We start from the raw sequence: 19724 nt of genomic DNA, 5'->3' as shown, positions 1-19724 counted from the left end.
CAAAGACACAAACAACTCACAAAGAACCTTTTATATCGTTTATCAGTCAGATTAACCTGAGCAAAATAAATAATTTTGTTTGTAATCTTAAAAAAAACATTTATATTCGTAAACCGATTTAGTAAACCGATTTAGTAAAATTATATACTTTGAAGAAGAAATCAATTAAAGATATCGCTCAAGACTTAGGTCTATCAAAAACGACTGTTTCTTTTGTACTTAACAACAAAGGAGACGAAAAGAATATAAGTAGTAAAACTCAAAAAAGAGTACTTGATTATATAAGAGAAGTTAATTATCAACCCAATCAAATTGCAAAAAGTTTAAAAAAAGGAAATACGAATACAATAGGATACTTAGTTCCTGATATTTCCAATCCATTTTTTGCAAAAATTGGAAGGCTGCTTGAAGATCATTTTTGGGAAAAAGGTTATCATCTACTTATTGGAAGTACAGATGAGAATAAAGACAAAGAAGAGCAAGTATTAAATATGTTTGTAAATCGTCAAGTGGATGCATTAATAGTCGCATCTTGTTTTATACAAGGTGATTCTATTAAATCATTATTAGCAGCAAATTTTCCTCTTGTATTTTTTGATAGAGAAGATCCCGATGTTGAAGCCAATTACATTTTAGTTGAAAATAAGATTTCAATGAAGAATGCTGTTGAAAAATCAATCCAAAATGGAGCACGAAAATTGGGATTAATCAGCTTAACACCTGATGTTTATTCTTTAAAGAATCGTATTGAAGGTTATAAAATGGCCTTAATAAATAAGGATATCGGATTTGATCAAGATTTAATAAGAATAGTTGACAATAACGATTTAAAACAAGGAACTGAAAGAGAACTCAGAAAACTTATTGAATTGGGCGTTGACACGATTGTATTTACCAATAACCAGATTGCCGTTATAGCCATTTGGTTAATGAATACATTTTATAAAGATAAAGTCAACAGCATAAAATTTGTGAGTTTTGATAATGTTGATCAATTCGATTACTCATTACCAAAAGTTATTTCAGTCGCGCAACCTATTGATAAAATAGCAAAATATTCGACCGAAATCATTGAAGATATTCTAAACTCCAAAAAAAGCGAGAATAAAAGAATTGAACTGACACCGAAACTAATAGAACGAAAATAACACATGAAAAATAATTATTTAAAATCAGGTCCAATTTTCCTAGCCTTCCTATGTATGGGGTTTGGCGATGTTGTGGGCCCTCTTACTAGTCAATTACAAGCTGAATATGAATTATCAAATTTCATGGCTGGATTAGTAACCTTCATGGGATTTATCATGTTTGGTTTACTTTCTGTACCCATGGGCTTGTATCAGGATCGTAAAGGTAAGAAACCCGTATTAGTCATTGGAATGATAGCAGCATTAATTGGTTTAATACTCCCAATCCTAGGAGATTTTTCTTCATTTGAATTGCTTTTAGCGTCCTTACTTCTCTTAGGCACGGGAGCTACAATTTTGCAAGTAGCTGGTAACCCAATCATGAGAGATGTATCACCAGAAGGGAAATATTCAAGAAACCTTTCTTTCGGTCAATTCTTTAAAGCCATTGGTTCATTATCAGGCGCCCTACTACCCTTACTTGCAGCTAAATATTGGGGTTTAGATTGGAAAATACTTTTCCCAATTTACTCATCGATCCTAATCATTGCCATTATCTATTTGTGGTCTGTGAAAATTGAAGAGAAAAGAGATGATTCAGAAACCCCGGCATCTTTTAAATCCGTCTTATCATTATTGAAAAATCCTTATATCTTTTTTATGGTATTTGCTATTTTTCTTTACGTCGGTGCTGAGGTTAGTATGAGTGCTAAGCTTCCAAATTTTTTGGAACATAAATTCAACTTTGACATTAAAGAATTGGGCCTTTGGGGAACATTATTCTTCTTTTTGGCACTGATGACAGGTCGATTTTTCGGAGGAATCATCTTGAACTGGATGTCACCTCAAAAATTCCTTAAAATTACAAGTCTAGTTTCTATAATCGGAATTTTAGGCCTTTTTGTATCTACGAGCTCTACAATGGGATTTGCGTCGATATTTATTATTGGACTAGGCTTTGCAAATATATTCCCTCTCGTATTTTCAATTACGATTGATGCTATGCCAGAGAGAAGTAATGAAATCTCAGGTTTGATGGTAACAGCTATCATTGGTGGAGCAATTGTTCCTGTTATATTTGGAGCAGTAGCTGATATTTTTTCATTGATGGCTGGTTTTGTAGTAACTCTAGTGTGTATAGGCTACATTTTAGGCTTATCATTTTATAAAAGAAAGTAAAAGACAAATATGAATATATGGAGTGATGAAAGAGTCGTATTAACTCTTGACGCAGGTGGGACAAACTTTGTTTTTTCAGCTATTAAAGGTGGTATCGAAATTGTAGACCCAATTAGGAAACCTTCTAATGCTAATGATTTAGAACTTTGTTTAAAAACAATAATAAAAGGATTTCAAGAGACTAAGGATTTAATAAAAGAGAAACCTATAGCAATTAGCTTTGCCTTTCCAGGCCCTGCAGATTACAGAAGAGGTATTATTGGTGATTTGCCAAATCTACCTGCTTTTAGAGGTGGAGTAGCTTTAGGTCCAATGTTGGAAGAACATTTTAACATACCAGTCTTCATTAACAATGATGGGGATTTATTCGCCTATGGTGAAGCTTTGGGAGGGATACTTCCAGAAATTAACAAACGATTACAGGAGGCCAATAGTCCAAAACAATACTCAAACCTGGTTGGTATAACACTAGGTACAGGTTTTGGAGGAGGATTGGTTCAGGATGGGAATCTTTTTATTGGAGACAATTCAATTGCAAGTGAAGTTTGGCTTACAAGTTCAAGGCTTTTTCCAGAGCGATTTGCAGAAGAAGGGATCAGTAAACGTGCAATTCAAAGAGTTTATTATGAATATGCAAAAAATGAATCAAATAAATCTTTAATGCCCAAAGATATATATGAGATTGCTAAAGATGAAAATCACCCAAACAATAAAGCTGCAAAAATGACCTTTAGGCAATTTGGAAGCTGCTTAGGAGACAGTTTAGCTAATCTACTTACGATTACCGATAGTATTGCAGTTATTGGCGGAGGCCTCTCCGGAGCAAGTGATGTGTATATGCCCGCTGTTATGGAAGAAATAAATGGACAGTTTCACACAACTAAAGGCCTAGCTCAATCACGTTTGGTTCAGAAGGTTTACCATATCGATAATGAATCAGAATTTCGAAAATTTATTAAAGATTGTTCCAAAACGATCACAATTCCAGGAACAAATAAAAGATTAAAATATGACCCAGAGCCCCGTTTAGCTATATGTTCAAGCAAATTAGGAGCCAGTAAAGCTATCGGAGTTGGGGCTTATGCATTTGCATTAAATGAAGTCAATCGAAGAGAAAAACTTAAAAACTAACTACTGAATTAATCAACAAACATTGTGCTTCTATTTTTTTACAACAGATACTAAATCGGTTTAGTGATTGTTTATTAAATATCAGTTGATGAATAAATAGAAAAACTTAAACAAAAAAATAAATTTGCCAATGATCCAGAGCTAACCTAAAAAAAAAGGGAAATGCGCTAACATTCCCCTAGTTAACGATGTTTATTCCGAAACATCGAGTCAATAATCGTAACTACTCAAATTTATGAAAAAAAAATCATTACATAAACCTTCCTATTACTTAGAAGGTTTTAAACAGAGTGCAATCGTTTTCTTCTTAAGCTTAGCGATTGTCATATCTAATCAGGCAGGAGTATTCGCTTCTACTGGTAATCAGGATAATCAAGATCGTACCATTTCAGGTGTGGTAAGCGATTCACAAGGCCTTTCATTACCTGGTGTTAATGTTCGAATCAGCGGAACCTCCAGAGGAACTACAACTGATATCGACGGAAAGTATAGCATCAATCAAATCGAAGATGGTCAAACACTAATCTTTTCTTTTATTGGGATGATATCTCAAGAAATCAATCCTCTAACTGCAAAAAGCTTCAATATTGTCCTATTAGATGATGCTCAGGGACTAGAAGAGGTTGTTATTGTTGGGTATGGTTCAATGCAAAGAAAACAGATTACAAGTTCTGTATCAACAGTAGATTCAGAAAGTTTACAGAGAAAAGCAACCACGTCTCCTATTCAACTATTGCAAGGTAAAGTTGCAGGTTTAACAATTAGTAGACCCAGTGGCTCAGACCCTACAGCTAGTCCAACAATAATGATTCGTGGAAACACTTCGCTTAGAGGCTATGCTTCTCCTCTAATCATTGTAAATGGTGTTGAGGTTTCTTCTCTTGATATTATTTCACCAGAGGATATTGAAACATTCTCTGTATTGAAAGACGGTTCTGCTGCTGCCATTTACGGTTCCAGAGGTACTAATGGTGTTATTATTATAACAACCAAAGAAGGAAAAAAAGGAGTAGCAACTGTTGAATATTCGGGTTATGCTTCATTTGAACAAGTGTACAATAAGCCAGACTTGCTAACAGCTGACGAGTTTAGAACATTGGGGAATAAACTGAGTAAAGAAACGGGTGATGCATCAACCGACTGGTATGATGAATTGCTTCAAACCTCGCGAAATTACACTCACAACATCGCAATAAGCGGAGGCTCTGCTAAAACAAAATATCGTGCATCTATAGAGCACAGTGATGTTACAGGAATCGTTTTGGAGTCATTTAAGAAAAGACTTAATGGTCGAATTAACATAAATCACAAAGCCATAAATGACAGATTGAATGTGAAAGCAGATCTTTCTGCCAGTCAAACACGATACCGTGCTCCTGATTATGGTGCATTTAGTACTGCTGTTACCATGAACCCAACACAATCAATCTATAATGAGGATGGGACTTACCAGTATTTCACTGAACGATTTAGAGATAACCCAATCGCATCTATTAAAAATAAAACACACGATAATGCTCATAAAATCCTATTATCTAGTATTTATGCTGACTTCAAAATTATAGATGGGTTAAAAATTGGTGGTCGATTAGCCTGGAAAATTGAAGATTGGAATATAGGGGAATATGAATCTCGTTTATCTGAAAGAAGTTTGGAAAATAGTCAGGAAGGCTATGCTAAAAGAGAAGCTAAATTTAGCTATAGAGATAACTACGAATTGAATGCAAATTATCGCAAACAAATCGGGAAACATGAGTTTAGTGGTATGGTAAACTGGACTTATGAAAAAGACATTTATGAAACAATGCTAATGGAAAATAGAGGATTCGCTACTGATGCTTTCCTTTATAATAGTATCGAATCAGGTTCATTCCTAAAGGATCCCGACCAGTCTGATTATAAAATGGATACTTACAAACAAAAAGTAGAATTAGAATCCTACCGAGCTCGTATGGTTTACTCGTATGATAATAAATATATGGTAACGGGTAGTGTTAACTGTGAAGGCTCTTCTGTATTCGGAAAAAATAATAAATGGGGAACATTCTTCGGCTTGTCAGGAGGATGGACCATTACGGAAGAAGGTTTCATGAAAGACATTCCTGAAATCAATTACCTTAAATTACGTATTGGATATGGTGAAACAGGTAATGCAGGTGCAAGCCCATACTCATCACTAGCAAGAATAGGACAAGAATTTTTGTCTTATAATTTTAGAGGAAATCCTATTGTTGCATATGGATTGACAAATAACCCCAATCCAAATTTAGGATGGGAGAAAAAAGCTGAAATAAATTTCGGTTTAGATTTTGCCATTCTTGATAATGTTATTGATGGTAGTTTAGATGTATATCAAAGAAAAACAAGCGATTTGCTTTATAGATTACCTGCAGCCCTTCCTTCTGCTGTCAATGATGATTTATTAACAAATATAGGAGATCTATATAGCGAAGGTATCGAGTTAAGCTTAAACACAAAGAATATAACATCGGAAAACTTTAGCTGGACAACTTCACTAAACGCCTCTTACAACCAAGGAAAAGTAGAAAAATTAGACCTATCATCAGGAAGTGCTTTTTTCCATGTTGAAGAAACAAGTCTAGGTTCTATTTACAAGGTTGAAACCGGAGAACCTTTAGGTAATTTCTATGGTAAACGTTTCGACAGAATTGATGAAAACGGAAAATGGGTATTCAAAGACCTAAACAAAAACGGAGAAATTGATGAAGGAGAAGGTGATAAAGAAATATTAGGTAACGGGGCTCCAAAATACCATATTGGTTTCACCAATAGCTTAAAATACAAAAACTTCAACTTAGATATCTTCTTCCGAAGCGCGCTGGATTTCGATGTTATCAATTATGGAAAAATATTTTATGAAAATATTACAAAATTCCCTAATTCAAATGTCTATGCAACTACTGGACAAAACGGTTTAAAGGATGCACCTCAATATTCAGACTATTATCTGGAAAAAGGAGATTACATTAAACTTGAAAACATATCTCTATCATACAATTTTGATGTAAAAAACATCAATTATATATCATCGGCAAGGTTGTATGTCTCTTGTTCAAATGTATTTACAATAACTAAATACTCGGGTCTTACACCCGATCTTGAAGCAGGTGGTACAAGACCTGGTTTAGATGGCTTGAACTTTTATCCCGTTTCGAGAACATTTACCATTGGAGCTGCCATCAAGTTTTAATTAAAACTTAGAAAAAGTTCAAAAATAATCATGAGTATCATTCAATATAATAAGACTCATGCTATTTAAAATTTAATTTTTAAATTAATGAAAATGAGACATATATATATATTATTAACTTTCAGTTTTATTAGTACACTTTTTGTGTCTTGTTCTGATTTGGAAGAAGAAATATACAGCGAAACTGTAGTCGAGAATTTCTATAATAATAAAGAAGAGATCATTGGTGCTTATACCCGACCATGGGCACATACGCAATGGGTGTTACCATTAACTATATTTCAATTAAGTGAGTTGTCGGCAGATGCTGTTGTGATCCCTACCAAATCGGATGGGAGTCACTATTCTGATGGAAAAAACATTGCTTTTCATGAGCATAAATGGACTTCAGAGCATCCGACTATAGATAATGCCTGGGCAATTACCTGGGAAGGTATTGGTTTTGTAAATGGTGTTCTTCAAGGTATTGAACCCGTAGATTTTGAAGAAAAGAAGGTTCCAATTAGCAAAGCAGAAATGACTGCTGAACTAAGATGTTTACGTGCCTACTGGCATCTTATAGCATGTGATTTATGGGGAAATGTACCTATTACAACAAAGGTTTCTGATCCTGCATATCCAGCAACCAATACGCGTAAAGAAGTTTATGAATTCATTGAATCAGAACTTATTGCTATAATTGATGATCTTCCTGTAAAGAAACATGCTGAAACCTATGGCTATTTCACTAAAGCTGGTGCTAAGACACTTCTTGCCAGACTCTATCTCAATTCAAAGGTATATGCTGATGCAGAAGACTATGGCAAATGTATAGACATGTGTGATCAGGTAATATCAGTTGGAAACTACGAATTAGATGAAAACTGGCAAGAGCCTTTCTTACCAACAAATGAATTCTCTAAGGAAAATATATTTGCATTTGCTCTTGACGGCGTAACAGGATGGTCATACAATATTAGTGCATTTACATTACCTAATGTACTAAAAAACAAGTTCGCTTTGCAATTCGATCCATTTAACGAAATGTATACTATTGAAGAATTTTACGATAGTTATAATGATTCAGACAAGCGCAAAGAACAATATTTGGTAGGTCCTCAATATGGCTCTGATCCTAATACACCTTTAGTAATTATAGATAAGCATATTACGAGCATAACTGATGCCGGATTAGAAGAAGGTGCCAGAAACTACAAGCATGTGTTTGGAGAAAATTCTCAAGGACATATTCATGAATCAGATTTAGTTGTCTTAAGATTTGCTGATGTTATCCTAATGAAAGCGGAAGCTCTTATGCGTCAAAATGGTGGTACTGCCACACAAGAAGCAGTTGATTTGGTTAATCAAATCAGAAAAAGGGCATTTGGAGCAAATTACGAAGCTAATAAATACACGACTGCAAATCTTACAATGGATGAACTGTTGGCAGAACGAGGAAGAGAATTTGCTTACGAAGGACAAAGAAGAACTGATCTTATCCGTTTTGGTAAATTTACTGAAACCCGATGGGCTAAGGATAATGTGAGTGAAAATTATAGAACCCTTTTCCCTATTCCTCTTAAACAAACAAATCTAAATCCAAATCTTGATCAAAACTTGGGCTATTAAATAACTCATTACAACTTGCCTGTTTTGGCAGGCAAGTTGTTCTTTTACTATCAGCTTTAAATGTTTATCGATGCATAAAAATATTATCTCTCGAATCATTCTGTTCTGTTTGTTTTTATCCGCTTGCGATCAAAAGCAAACTAATGAAATTATTACTGACTATACCCCATATGTAAAGCCTTTAGTGGGAACTTTAGGTGAAGGGAATACTTACCCTGGAGCTCAGGTTCCTTTTGGGATGGTCCAACTAAGCCCAGACACAGAAAGATGGAACTGGGGAGCTGCTTCAGGTTATGAATATTCTGACAGCACCATTTATGGCTTCTCAATGACTCATTTACATGGAACAGGGATTCCTGATCTGGGAGATATCTTATTTATGCCTACTGAAGGAAAGCTGCATATCAATAGTGGAAAAAAAGATTTATCAGAACCAGGATATTTATCTCGTTTTTCTCACAAAAATGAAATTACTGAAGCCAATTATTATTCTGTCCTATTAAATGATTACAATATTAAAACCGAACTAACAGCCACCAACAGGGCCGGCTTAATGCGTTTTACTTTTCCAAAATCGGATAGTGCACACATTGTATTGGACCTTAGCCATGTATTACGACATAAAGTAATTTGGTCTAACGTAAGAGTTGAAGATGGATCAACAATTACAGGTATGCATCAAGTTAAAGGATGGGCAAAAGAGCGCTATGTTTATTTTGCGGCTAAATTCTCCCGTCCATTCGACGAAACACGTATTTTCTCAAACAAAAAAGAGGAAAAGTATGATTCTTACAAAACCTATCGATTTAAAAGTAGCATTGAAGCTGCTGGTCCTGATATTCAATTTGTAGCTGACTATAAAACTGAAGCTTCAGAACAAATCTTAGTAAAGGTTGGTATATCGGCCATTAGCACCGCTAATGCCATAAAAAATCTGGATACAGAAATTGTAGATTGGGATTTTAATCAAGTAAAAGAAAATGGCAAGAAACTTTGGAATAAAGAACTTGCCAAATTTGAAGTAAGCGGGACACAAGAACAAAAAGAGACATTTTATACGGCTGCTTATCATGCCTTTATGTCACCAACAAATTATTTCGATGTTGATCGCTCCTACCGTGGTTTTGACCAAAACATTCACAAAGCAGAAGACTTCGATAATTATACCGTATTCTCTCTATGGGATACCTATAGAGCAACACATCCCCTATTTTGCCTGACTCAGGCAGATCGAAATGCTAACATGATCAACTCTATGTTGGAACACTATAAGCAAAGCCCGGACAAATTACTTCCAATTTGGTCATTCTGGAATAATGAAACCTGGTGTATGATTGGTTACCATGCTGTTCCCGTAATTGTTGATGCTTATTTTAAAAGTGTTAAGGGGGTCAATTGGGAATTAGCATACGAAGCTTGTGTTCGCGCAGCAACACATCCTCAATACGATGCCACCCAAGAATTTGAAAAATTAGGTTATGTCCCTTATGATATCGAAAACGAATCGGTTTCTAAAACGCTGGAATATGCCTATGACGATTACTGTATCGCCAGAATGGCTAAAGCATTAGGTAAAACTGAAGATTATAAACGTTTTTCAAAACGTGCTATGTCCTACAAAAACCTATTCGATCCTAAAATTGGGTTGATGCGTCCAAAAGACAGTAAAGGTGAATGGATGCCCAACTTTGATACACACTTTTTCAAACATATGGGTGCCTATACCGAAGGAACTACATGGCAATATACATGGACCGTTCCTCACGATGTGCAAGGACTAATTAACAGCTACGGTGGAAATGAAAATTTCACTAACAAACTGGATTCCGTATTTGCAAGCCGTAACGACAAAGATTATCTGGGTGTAGATGATATTCATGGCAGAATCGGAGAATACTGGCATGGAAACGAACCAAGTCATCATATCAGTCACCTATATAGCTATGCAGGACAAGCTTGGAAAACACAAGAGCTAACTCGAAAAATCATTGCAACACAATATGGTAATAAACCAGGTTCCTTATGTGGGAATGATGATTGTGGACAAATGTCAGCTTGGTATATTTTTAATTCTATGGGTTTTTACCCAGTTTGTCCAGGTAGCGATGAATACATTATCACATCGCCAGCTGTACCTTCAGTAAGAATGAATATGAGCAATGGTAACAGCCTTGAAATAATTGCACAAAACTATTCAGAGACAAATGTTTATATCCAATCTTTAAAAATTAACGGTAAAGAATGGGATAAAACATGGTTATCTTACAGTGATATAAAAGATGGAGGTAAAATAGAGTTCGTACTGGGAGATACACCAAATAAAAATTGGGGTTCTTCTGAAAAAGTATCTCCCCCTTCATTTTCTGATAATATTTAAACAGGTAGTAATGCCATGTTTTTTCATGAAAATGAAGAGCATGTCACATAAAAAGTAAACTCAAAAATCAACTCATATGAAGTCACTGACTTATTTTCTTATTGCAGCATTAGGCTTTTTAAGTTACTCAAACTTAAGTGCCCAGGATAAGGATCTCACACAATACGTCGATCCCTTCATCGGAACTCAGGAGATGGGGCATACATTCCCTGGAGCTTGTGCTCCCTTCGGAATGGTGCAATTAAGTCCGGATACCGATAGCATTTTATTTTCTACAAACGGGAAATACAATAAAGATGTCTACCGTTACTGTGCAGGTTACCAATACACCGATAAATCCATTGTTGGGTTTAGTCACACTCACTTAAGCGGAACAGGTCATTCAGACCTGGGTGATTTTTTAATCATGCCAACTGTAGGTAAAGTCAATTACAATTCTGGAACAATCGAAGACACAAAAAAGGGTTACCGTTCAATGTACCGTAAAGAGACAGAAAATGCAGAACCTGGATACTATACGGTAGAGTTAGATGATTATAAAATTAAAGCTGAGTTAACAGCAACACAGCGCGTCGGCTTTCACCAATATACATTCCCTAAAACGGATGATGCTCATATTATTTTAGACCTTAATCATGGTATTTACAACTACGATGGAAAAGTTCTGTGGTCAACTATTAGAGTTGAAAACGATACTTTGGTTACAGGCTATAGAATTACTCGCGGTTGGGCTAGAACCAACTACCTCTATTTTGCGATTAGCTTTTCAAAGCCAATTAAGAAATACGGTTGTCAGAATGATGAAAAAGTCATTTATAATGGTTTCTGGAGAAAATTCGATGAGACAAAGAATTTCCCTGAAATGGCAGGCAAAGCGTTAACCGCTAATTTCGATTTTTCTACAGAAGAAAATGAACAAATTAAAATCAAATTTGCTCTGTCAGCAGTTAGTACTGAAGGTGCATTGAAAAATCTAAAAGCAGAAATTCCTCATTTTGATTTTGATCGTACCAGAGCTGAAACAAAGGCTGCATGGAATAATGAGCTGAATAGAATTGATGTGACGGCTTCAAATGAAAAGAAAACAACATTGTATACCTCGCTTTATCATTCTTTTATCAATCCTGTAGAATATATGGATGTGGATGGAAAATATCGTGGATTGGATCATAACATCCACCAGGCTAAGGGTTTTACCAATTATACTGTATTCTCATTGTGGGATACCTACAGAGCACAACACCCTTTGCTTTCACTTATCCAGCCTAAACGTTCCTCAGATATGATAAACTCTATGCTAGCTCATTATGAGCAAAGCGTCCATAAGGTTCTGCCTGTTTGGAGTCATTTCGGAAACGAAAACTGGTGTATGATTGGTTATCATGCCGTACCTGTTATTGCAGATGCCTGGATAAATGGCTTGCGTGGCTTTGATCCTGAAAAAGCTTTGGAAGCCTGTCTTGCAAGTGCAAACTACAATATGTACGATGGAATTGGTGATTATAAAAAATACAATTATGTCCCTCACGAAAGCAGTAAAGTAGGTGCTTCAATCACTCTTGAATATGCTTACGATGATTATACCATTTCCCAATTTGCAAAGTCATTGGGAAAAACTGAAATCGAAAAAGAGTATCTGAAGCGATCTGAAAACTGGAAAAATTTATTCGATGAGGAATCAGGATACATTAGAGCAAAGACAAAAGCTGGCGAGTGGGTTTCACCTTTCGATCCCTTAGATACACATGCAGCTGGTTTTATAGAAGGAAATTCGTGGAACTACTCTTTATATGTTCCTCAGAATGTAAGTGGTTTGGTAAGTAAGATGGGTGGTAAGGAGCGATTTGCAGTACATCTGGATTCGCTTTTTACCATGCATATTCCTGACAAGTATTTTGCTCACAACGAAGATATTACCAGAGAAGGTATTATGGGTGGGTATGTGCACGGAAACGAGCCTAGCCATCATGTGGCTTATATGTATAATTGGGCCGGAAAACCATGGAAAACTCAAGAACGCATTCACGAAATCATGAAAACAAAATACCTGAATAAACCCGATGGCTTATGTGGAAACGATGATTGTGGACAGATGTCAGCCTGGTATATTTTCTCATCCCTGGGTTTTTATCCAGTATGCCCGGGATCAGGACAATATGTTATAGGAGCTCCATCGGTTAAGGAAGCTAAGATCAAGCTTGAAAATGGAAAAAACTTTGTGATAAAGGCACCTAATTACTCTGATAAAAATAAATATATCAAGTCCGTTACTCTAAATGGAAAGCCTTGGAAATACAATTTCATTAAGCACAAGGATATTGTAAATGGAGGTGAGCTTATTTTTAAAATGAGTCATCGTCCTAACAAAAAATGGGGTCATTCTGAAGACAGCTTTCCTTACTCAAATACTAAAAACTAGATAACTCACATTTCACTGAAAACAGAGATGGCAAAGTCTTTGTTTTCAGTGAAAAATCAACTATTCTGAGAAAAACTCACTAAGAAAAAATATGACACAGAAAATCAATAAATACCTGCTTTTAGCAAGTATAACGGCCATTGCTATATCCTGTTCAAATGAAAGGAAGCTAGTAATTGATGTCACAAATTATAAATGTATCACAGAGTCTAATTCAGAAAATTCGCCTATAGGTGAAGACATTAGTAAATTAACGGATAATGACATCTATTCAAAATTCTTAACATTTAGTCATTCTAGCACAATAGAGTTTCAAATTCTGAAGAAATGCAAGCTAAGTCATTACTCTATTGTTTCAGGTGGTGATGAAGAATCCCGAGATCCAAAAACCTGGACCTTAGAAGCCAGTAATGATCGCACATCATGGACATTGCTTGACAAGCAACATAATGTAACATTTACAGAGCGAAACCAGGTTTTGGGATTTTCAATTTCAAATTCAGACAATTATCAGTTTTATCGATTAAATCTTTCGACCAAGGCTAATGATATTCTTCAATTGTCTGAAGTTGAACTCTGGGGCAATTGGGATTCAACCGATAAAAATCCTATCGCTTTATTTTCATCGGATAAGCAATCATTTTTCAATAAAGGAGAAGTAAGCTTTACAAACCTTTCTGAGAAAGCTGATAGCCACCAGTGGTATTTCGAAGGAGGATCACCTGAAACAAGTCAGGAAGCTAACCCTCTAGTCACATATAAGTCTCATGGAAAATATGACGTTCAATTAATTGCTCAAAACAATGAACTTTCTGATACCATAAAATTAAACGACTTTATTGTTGTGAAACGAGAAGGAGCTTGGAATCAGTTTCAATATCCCAAAACAAATTTCATTAACAAAACATTAGGAGGTAATGGAGACTTTTACAAAGAATTGATACCTGAACCTATCGATTTAATAAATAAAGTATGCTTAGACGTTTGTAAGATTTTATATCGCAGTGTCGATGAAATAAATACACTGGATATACTTGATTATTCTATTGAAGATATGGAAACTATTTCTGCTAAAGGAGGAAATCCGCCACACATCAACATCTTTTTTAGCTCAAGTTATCTAATGAATAAAAAAGGTAGTATGAGTAAAGATGAACTCATCTCTGAAATTGTAGGTGTACTCTATCATGAACTTACTCATGGTTATCAATACTCTCCTAAAGGCGCCGGAGGTTATCAACAAGGAACCGATTTCTTTGGGTTTTTAGAAGGTACAGCTGACTATGTAAGATACAAAGCTGGCTACTCAAACTTGAACTACAGAAAACCAGGAGGACATTGGAATGATGGCTATAAAACAACAGCTTTTTTTATCGATTGGTTGCACAATAAAGATGCTGATTTCGTCTATAAACTCAATCAAACGACACTAACGATTATTCCTTGGTCATGGGAAAAAGCAACTCAAGAGATTCTTACCTCCTCAGTTTCTGATTTATGGGATGACTATCAAGCATTTTTGGAATCGAATTCTCAAGCCAATTCAAAACAAAAAGTCTAATCCTATTCAATTTTTAATTTCATTACAAAAAACAATCAAATTATGAGAAAATTACTAAACCTCAGCTTAATTTTTCTAGCTGTAATTTTATTCACAAACTGTGATAAAGACGAAAGTCTGGATCTTTCCAGGATAGAAGCTAAAGTATCACCCAAATTTTCAACTGATAATCAACGTGTTTTTATAGGGAACTCCATTCAGTTTACCAACGAAACTTTAAACGGAAAAACGTTTGAATGGACTTTCGAAGGTGGTGAACCTGCTACTAGTACTGAAGAAAATCCTGTCGTAAAATATGCAAACGCTGGCACATTCAATGTAAATCTACTAGTTACTAACGAGTTTGGCGAAGGTGAAAAAATAGAAGAAAGTTATATTACAATATACGAAACAGCTGGTTGGGAAGATTTTCAGTTCCCAAACATTCATTTTACCAATAAAACAATTGATGAAAATGGAAGTTTATATGCCTCATTAATTCCTAACGAACAGGATTTTATCAAAAAAGTTTGTTTGCAAGTATGTGTCGAGCTATTTAAAAGCTCCGAAGAGGTTAACAGCATTACAGATATCACCTATACCATCGAAGATTCTCAGACATTATCAGCTAAAGGAGGAACACCACCACACATCAATATCAGTTTTAGCTCAAGCTATTTAATGCAGAAAAAAAACGAAGGCTTATCCGATGAAGATCTGATTAAAGAAATTGAAGGTGTTTTAGTTCATGAAATTACACATGGCTATCAATATGAGCCTAAAGGTGCTGGTGGTTATGAACAAGGAACAGACTTTTTTGGCTTTATCGAAGGAATTGCCGATTACGTGCGCTACGTTGAAGGTTTTACATCAACCTCACGTCGTCAATCAGGTGGTAACTGGAATGATGGTTATAATACGTCTGCTTTCTTTATCGACTGGTTGCACAGTAAAGATATCGACTTTGCTTATAAATTCAATCAATCTGTAAACTTCGTCACCCCATGGTCTTGGGATACTGCGATTAAGAGAGTATTAGGTAATGAAGCTTCTGTTAGTGCATTGTGGGATGAATATCAATCAGATCTATCTTCTGGTAAGATTACACAAATCGATGCAGAGCTAAAAGATCTGAGAGATAATAGAACAACTTTTGAATACCCAAGTGACTCTGGAGAAGTTGTAGATATTACAGAAAAAGGATGCACAGCTACCAGAGATGAAGCTTATGATTCTCCGGAAGCTGAAGCTGTAGGTAACTTAATTGATAATGATTTTGGTTCAAAATTCTTGATTTTCACAAATAACACCTGGGTTCAACTTGATTGTCAAAAATTAGATGTTGTTCAAGCTTACACATTAACATCAGGTAACGATGCTCCTGGTAGAGATCCAAAAAATTGGAAATTATTAGGTAGTAATGATGGAAGTACATGGGTTGAATTAGATGCTCGTACAGATGAAGCTTTTACTGGAAGAAACCAAACAAGACAATTTGAATTCGAGAATACAAATGGATACAAGTCATATAAATTCGAATTTGAAAATACAGATGGAGACATCTTTCAGTTGTCGGAAATTGAACTTTTTAACGGAATTCCAGTCGTTGAGGAGGAAGAAGAAGGAGAAGTTGATATCACAGAAAAATTGATCTCCTCAGCCGTTCAATCTGAAGACTTTGACTTTTTTGATTGGGGAGCACCAACCTTAGCATACGATAATAATCCGGGAAGCTCATTCTTCAATATGAATGACAACACCTGGTTTGTATTCGAAACAGAAAAAAAATACAATGTCAACAGACTATCCATTAGCGCTACTGCTAACCTTTTCGGTATTGATTTCGTATTTACACCAGATGAATTTGTTCTTCTAGGTTCAAATGATGGTCAAAACTGGACTGAAATCACCGCTGTAACTGAAACAGGTATCATCGCATTTGAAGAGAGAAAAGAGTTTGCTTTCGAAAATTCGGAATACTATAAATTCCATAAAATCACGATGTCTGCTGAAATTGAAGAAGGAGATAATAAAAGAATAATGATTGGAGAAATGGAATTGTTCGGAACAGCAGAATAATACCAAATAAACTCAGCCAAGCATAAAAGGCCACTATTGCATTGATAGTGGTCTTTAAATAAGCCAACACCAAAGCGTCATGATTAAAAATATTCTTATTTTTTTAACCTTAAGTATCAGCATCTACTCGTGTGATACAGAAAAAGACTATACTAAATGGGTTGATCCCTTTATTGGAACCGGAGGACACGGACATACCTATCCTGGTGCACAGGTTCCCTTTGGTATGGTTCAATTAAGCCCTGATACCCGAAACGATGAATCATGGGATGGTTGTGGAGGCTATCACTACTCGGATTCTTCTATCATTGGTTTTAGCCATACTCATCTGTCGGGAACTGGTGTTTCTGATTATGGTGATGTTTTACTAATACCAATTACGGGAAAATTAAATTTGAATTCCGGAACAAGTCAAAATCCAGATTCTGGATATCGTTCACGCTTTTCACACGAAACTGAAACGGCCACACCTGGCTATTACTCCGTTTTCTTGGATGATTATCAGGTAAAAGCTGAGATGACCGCTACCGAAAGAATTGGCTTTCATCGATACACATTCACCAAAACTGGCAATGTCAATGTTTTGCTAGATTTAATTCACAGAGATCCTGTGATTGATTCTGAGATTGAAGTTACTGGTCCAAAAACCATTCAAGGAAAAAGAAGGTCAAAATATTGGGCAGGTGACCAACAATTATTCTTCGCTATCGAGTTTTCAAAGCCCTTCAATTCAACAAAAATTTTTAAGGATAGAGAAGAAACAAGTTCTTCAAAAAATGCCAAAGGAAAGCAACTACAATCAACAGCACTCTTTTCTGTAAAAAAGGGCGAACAACTTGAAGTAAAAGTAGCACTATCAGCAGTAAGTGCAGAGGGTGCACGAAAAAATTTAGAAGAAGAAGAATCAGCAAATCTTAATTTCGATAAAGCCAAACAGTTGGCAAGTACAAAATGGAATAAAAGCCTTAGTAAAATTGAAGTTGAAGGTGGATCTGCCAAAGAAAAAAGAATATTCTATTCAGCACTTTATCACAGCCTTTTAACGCCTAACATTTCTCAGGATGTTGATGGTAAGTACCGAGGTATGGATGGAAAAGTACACCACGCAAATGGTTTTACAAATTACACCGTATTCTCTTTATGGGACACCTTTCGTGCTTTGCATCCATTGTTAAGTATTATAGAACCTGAACGTACAGGTGATTTTGCTCAATGTTTGGTTCAAAAAAGTAAAGAATTTGGAGAGTTACCAATGTGGGAACTGGCCTCAAACGATACAAGATGCATGATTGGATATCACGCTGTATCGCTTATTGCCGATGCCCATGCTAAAGGCATTACAAATTTTAATATTGAGGAAGCTTATATCGAGATGAAGAAAACAGCCATGCTTGACAAGCGAGGCTTAAAAGCATACAAGACTCTAGGTTATGTCCCTTCAAACAAAAGTAGCCAAGGCGTATCAAAAACATTGGAATATGCTTATAATGATTGGTGTATTGCACAAGTTGCCAAAGCTTTAAATAAGCAAGAGGATTACGATTACTTTATGAATCGTGCTTCAAACTATAAAAATATTTACGATCCTTCAGTAGGATTTATGCGAGGTAAAAATGATGATCATTCATGGGTAGGAGAATTCGATCCTACAGCTGTCGGTTATAATTATACTGAAGGAAACTCATATCAATACAGTCTTTTTGTTCCACATGATATCGCAGGAATCACCAATTTATTGGGAAGTAAAAAAGAACTGGAAAATTGGCTCGATAGATTGTTCACAACCGAAATGGAACATGAGCTAGAAGAACTAACTGATGTGAGCGGCCTGATTGGTCAATACGCTCATGGTAACGAACCAAGTCATCATATGGCTTATCTATACAACTATGCCAATGCGGCCTGGAAAACACAAAGCAGAGTTCGTCATATTATGCAAACGCAATACAAAGATACTCCTGATGGCTTGTGTGGTAATGAAGATTGCGGACAGATGTCAGCTTGGTATGTTCTAAGCTCAATAGGTTTGTATTCTGATTGTCCTGGATCTCCTACTTACTCTATTGGTTCTCCAATATTCGATAAAATAAGTTTGCATTTAGATAATGGCAATACATTTGTAATAAATGCAAAAAATAATAGTCGTAAAAACCAATATGTGCAATCTGCTAGCCTAAACGGATCAAGTTGGAATAAAAGCTTGCTGTCTCATGCTGATATAAGTAAAGGCGGAGAACTTAATTTGGTGATGGGATTAGAACCTAACAAAAATTGGGCTCAAGTAGAATCTGATTCAGAATCGATATATAAATCGTCTCCAATTGTTTACCTAAGCGAATCATCCGATATCTTCATTAATAAATTCATAGTTGATATTAAGTGTGATGATTCAGAAGCTGAATGTTTCTATACACTTGATGGATCAATTCCATCTAAAACTAGTAATAAATTTGACAAAGCATTTTCCATTTCAGAAAGCACCCAATTAAAAATGCGTTCGTACAAAGAGGGTTGTCAACCAGGTTACGTTGTTACTCGCCAAATTAATAAACAAAAAGCGATCGACCTAAATTCATCTACTGTTGAAAAAGGTCTGCGCTATTCTTATTACGAAGGTATTTATCGCTCTGTTTATGATTATGCATTGGATATACCTGTAAAAACGGGTATCGTTGCAGTACCAACACTTAATATTTGCAACAGAAACGAATGGATCGGTCTAAGCTTAAATGGCTATATCAAAATTCCTAAATCAGGGGATTATACATTTTACATGTCAGCGAATGATGGCTGTAAACTGACAATTAATGGTGAGGAACAATTTGAAAGCGATGGCCGAAAATCGCATGCATTTGGGCAACAAGCAAGTTTGAAATTAGCAGAAGGCTATCATAAAATCGAATTCGGTTTCTACCAATGTTCTGATAATATTGACTTAAAAGTAGAATGGGAAGGCTCGGGTATCAAAAAACAAAACATCCCCTCAAACGTCTTTTTTCATTCAAAAGAATAACACAACAAACATCACCTGACTTCTCCCCTGAAATCTTCAA

10 protein-coding genes are annotated in these 19724 nt (G+C 35.6%); all 10 read left to right on the top strand.

The window, feature by feature from the left end; genetic code table 11:
• Nucleotides 1-149 precede the first annotated feature (149 nt).
• Complete coding sequence (locus DWB61_RS15170) at nucleotides 150-1148, top strand: LacI family DNA-binding transcriptional regulator (protein ID WP_125031766.1); 999 nt, start codon at nucleotides 150-152, stop codon at nucleotides 1146-1148.
• A gap of 3 nt (nucleotides 1149-1151) precedes the next feature.
• Nucleotides 1152-2306, top strand: a complete 1155-nt coding sequence (locus DWB61_RS15165) for an MFS transporter (protein WP_125031765.1) — start codon at nucleotides 1152-1154, stop codon at nucleotides 2304-2306.
• Nucleotides 2307-2315: 9 nt separating this feature from the next.
• Nucleotides 2316-3437, top strand: coding sequence for an ROK family protein (locus tag DWB61_RS15160; RefSeq protein WP_125031764.1), 1122 nt, complete (start codon nucleotides 2316-2318; stop codon nucleotides 3435-3437).
• Nucleotides 3438-3672: 235 nt separating this feature from the next.
• Nucleotides 3673-6648 (top strand): SusC/RagA family TonB-linked outer membrane protein, encoded by a 2976-nt coding sequence (locus DWB61_RS15155; RefSeq protein WP_125031763.1) that lies wholly within the window; start codon nucleotides 3673-3675, stop codon nucleotides 6646-6648.
• Between the two features lie 93 nt (nucleotides 6649-6741).
• Nucleotides 6742-8256, top strand: coding sequence for a RagB/SusD family nutrient uptake outer membrane protein (locus DWB61_RS15150; protein WP_158614442.1), 1515 nt, complete (start codon nucleotides 6742-6744; stop codon nucleotides 8254-8256).
• A 70-nt stretch (nucleotides 8257-8326) separates the two neighbouring features.
• On the top strand, nucleotides 8327-10633 hold the full coding sequence (locus tag DWB61_RS15145; RefSeq protein ID WP_125031761.1) for a GH92 family glycosyl hydrolase: 2307 nt from the start codon (nucleotides 8327-8329) through the stop codon (nucleotides 10631-10633).
• 76 nt (nucleotides 10634-10709) lie between these two features.
• A complete protein-coding gene (locus tag DWB61_RS15140) occupies nucleotides 10710-13052 on the top strand; it encodes a GH92 family glycosyl hydrolase (RefSeq protein ID WP_125031760.1) in 2343 nt (780 codons plus the stop codon).
• Nucleotides 13053-13143: 91 nt separating this feature from the next.
• Complete coding sequence (locus DWB61_RS15135) at nucleotides 13144-14613, top strand: basic secretory protein-like protein (RefSeq protein ID WP_125031759.1); 1470 nt, start codon at nucleotides 13144-13146, stop codon at nucleotides 14611-14613.
• A 42-nt stretch (nucleotides 14614-14655) separates the two neighbouring features.
• Nucleotides 14656-16671 carry a basic secretory protein-like protein gene (locus DWB61_RS15130; protein ID WP_125031758.1) on the top strand — a complete coding sequence of 672 codons (2016 nt, stop codon included), beginning with the start codon at nucleotides 14656-14658 and terminating at the stop codon, nucleotides 16669-16671.
• Between the two features lie 79 nt (nucleotides 16672-16750).
• Complete coding sequence (locus tag DWB61_RS15125) at nucleotides 16751-19684, top strand: GH92 family glycosyl hydrolase (RefSeq protein WP_125031757.1); 2934 nt, start codon at nucleotides 16751-16753, stop codon at nucleotides 19682-19684.
• The last annotated feature ends 40 nt before the right edge of the window (nucleotides 19685-19724 follow it).

Origin of the sequence: Ancylomarina euxina (assembly GCF_003863355.1) — a bacterium.
GTDB lineage: Bacteria > Bacteroidota > Bacteroidia > Bacteroidales > Marinifilaceae > Ancylomarina > Ancylomarina euxinus.
Note: the sequence above shows the minus strand (reverse complement) of the source record. Positions and strands in the feature narration are given on the sequence as shown.